Genomic DNA, 2923 nt, shown 5'->3' with positions numbered 1-2923 from the left:
CTCGCCCCGCTCCACCGACCCCGTACCAACACGGCACCACCCTCAGCACCGTAGCCACCCCACAGGGCAGCACCGGCTACCGCCGCCTCGCCGTAGGCCCCGGCTGGCCGCGGGTCGTCCGCCAGGACCTCGCCGCGCCCAAGCAGGGCCGCCAGGACCGCCGTACCGCACTCGCCGCCTTCGTCCAGTTCACCGACCTGCACATCGTCGACGTACAGCACCCGCTGCGCTACGAGTACCTGCGCGCCCAGACCGGCAGCGGCTGGCGCCCCCACGAGGCGCTCTCCGTCGCCGGCACCGCCGCGCTCGTCGAGCGCGTCAACGCCCTCAGGGGCGCACCCGCCACCGGTGCGCCCCTGAGCTTCGTCATGACCACCGGCGACAACACCGACAACAACTCCCGCGCCGAACTCGACTGGTTCCTGCGCACCATGAGCGGCGGCACCCTCACCCCCAACACCGGCGACCCGCGCCGCTACGAGGGCGTCCAGGACAGCGGCCTGAAGCTCTACTGGCACCCCGAAGCCGACCTGCGCGACGTCGACAAGGCGCTCGGCTTCCCGCGTGTCGACGGGTTCCTGGACGCCGCGATACGCCAGGTCCGCAGCCCCGGCCTGCACCTGCCCTGGTACTCGACCGTCGGCAACCACGACGGCCTGCCCGGCGGCTGCTTCGGCGCGGGCGACAGCTGGTTCGCGGACTACGCGGTGGGCGGCAGGAAGCTGATGTCGCTGCCCGACGCGGAGGGCGTCGCCCTCTGGAAGGCCGTCAAGCAGGGCCTGGACCCCAAGGGCGCCCACTTCAAGGAGCTGCTGCGGACCCAGTCCCGCCGACTGACCTCCGTCACCCCGGACGAGTCCCGCGCACCCTTCACGCCCGCCGAGTACGTCCAGGCCCACCTGGACCCCGCCTACGAGGGCGCCGGACCCGTCGGCCACGGCTACACCGAGGCCAACCTCGCCGACGCCACCCAGTACTACACCTTCCGCATCGCGGACGACGTCCTCGGCGTCAGCCTGGACACCACCGACCCCGGCGGCCACTACGAGGGCTCGCTCGGCACCGCCCAGTTCAGGTGGCTGGAGCGCACCTTGAAGCAGGCCGAGCGGGACGGCTCGTACGTCATCGTCTTCAGCCACCACACCAGTAAGACGATGCGCAACCTGCGCCCCGACCCGGCCCGCCCGGCCGAGGCCCGGCACGGCGGCGACGCGGTCACCGCGCTGCTGAACCGCCACCGCACCGTGCTGGCCTGGGTGAACGGCCACAGCCACAAGAACGCCATCACCCCGCACGGCGGCTTCTGGGAGATCTCCACCGCGTCCCACATCGACTTCCCCCAACTGGCCAGGATCATCGAGGTGGTGGACAACCACGACGGCACCCTCTCGCTGTTCACCACCCTCATCGAGTCAGCGGCCCCGCACCGCACGGACCTCACCGACCTGTCCCAGCCGGGCCTCGCCGCGCTCTACCGGGAGCTCGCCGCCAACACCCCCGGCATGCGCCCCGAGCGGGCCGGTGAGCCAGGCGACCGCAACACCGAGCTCGTCCTGCGCAAGGGGCGCTAGCACCCCCCGCTCACCTTTGGCTGATTCGTACTCAACCGGACGTATCCAAGCAACTCCCCACCCCTTGAACCGGTCCTGCCCACCGACCGCAGTCGTGGCAAGTCGTGGAAGGGGCAGCACATGGCAGTACGTACGGTGCGGACCACTCTGGTGGGAACGGTGACGGTGACGGCGGCGGCGGCACTGACCGCCACGGTCCTCACCTCACCCGCGGCGGCCGACTCCAGGACCGGCGACCACCAGCGGACGCAACAGGCCATGGACGCCGCCGTCGCGGACGGTGTGCCCGGAGTCGCCGGGCAGGCGGTGGACGGGCACGGGACCTGGAAGGGGACGTCCGGCGTCGGCAACCTCAAGACCGGCAAGAAGCGCAGCGCACACGACCGCTTCCGGGCCGCCAGCATCACCAAGACATTCGTCGCGACCGTTCTCCTGCAGCTCCAGGGGGAAGGCGAGCTCGACCTGGACGACACCGTGGAGGAGTGGCTGCCGGGTGTGGTGCACGGCAACGGCCACGACGGCAGCAAGATCACCGTCCGCCGGCTGCTCAACCACACCAGCGGGATCTACGACTACACCGTGGACCCCGAATTCGCCCGGAAGACCTTCGGCAAGGACTTCCTGAAGCACCGCTACGACACCCACCGGCCCGACGAACTGGTCGGCATCGCCATGACCCACAAGCCGCTCTTCGAGCCGGGCGAGAAGTGGAGCTACTCCAACACCAACTACGTCCTGGCCGGGATGATCATCGAGAAGGTGACCGGCAAGGCGTACGGCGACGAGATCAGGCAGCGCGTCATCAAGCCGCTCGGACTGCGTGCCACCAGCGTGCCCGGCACCGAGCACACCATGCCGCGGCCCAGCTCGCGCGCGTACTCCAAGCTCTCCGACAAGCCGGTGGGCAAGACGTACGACGTCACCGAATTCAACCCGTCGCTCGCGGGCGCGGCGGGCGAGATGATCTCCGACTCCGGCGATCTGAACCGCTTCTACCGTGCGCTGTTTGGCGGCAGGCTGCTGCCCGCCGAGCAGCTCAAGGAGATGAAGGAGACGATCCCGATCGAGGGCGTGCAGAACGTGACCTACGGTCTCGGCCTGATCAAGTCCGAGCTGTCCTGCGGCAAGGAGGTCTGGGGCCACGCCGGCGGCATCCACGGCTCGAACTCCTGGGCGGTGACCACGGCGGACGGCGGGCACGCGCTGGCGTTCAACCTCAACGGTGACTGGTCGGGGGACAGCGAGGCGGTCATCGAGGCGGAGTACTGCGGGAAGTAGGGCAGGCGAGCGGGGCGGGGCCCGCCGTCCGGGTCCCGCCCCTGCCTTTCCCCTGTTCCCCCCTGTTCCCCCTG

2 protein-coding genes are annotated in these 2923 nt (G+C 70.3%); both read left to right on the top strand.

What is annotated here, in order from left to right:
- Positions 1-1571: TIGR03767 family metallophosphoesterase (locus U9R90_RS35085; RefSeq protein ID WP_411061450.1), on the top strand; the 1571-nt coding region annotated here is incomplete at its 5' end.
- 120 nt (positions 1572-1691) lie between these two features.
- Complete coding sequence (locus tag U9R90_RS35080) at positions 1692-2849, top strand: serine hydrolase domain-containing protein (protein ID WP_411061448.1); 1158 nt, start codon at positions 1692-1694, stop codon at positions 2847-2849.
- Positions 2850-2923 lie beyond the last annotated feature (74 nt).

It is taken from the genome of Streptomyces sp. E11-3 (assembly GCF_046540415.1).
Taxonomy (GTDB): domain Bacteria; phylum Actinomycetota; class Actinomycetes; order Streptomycetales; family Streptomycetaceae; genus Streptomyces.
This window is presented reverse-complemented; position numbering and strand designations above follow the sequence as displayed.

Coding starts and splice junctions, on each gene's coding strand:
- U9R90_RS35080 (WP_411061448.1), top strand. CDS start 1,692: ATGGCAGTACGTACGGTGCGGACCACTCTGGTGGGAACGGTGACGGTG.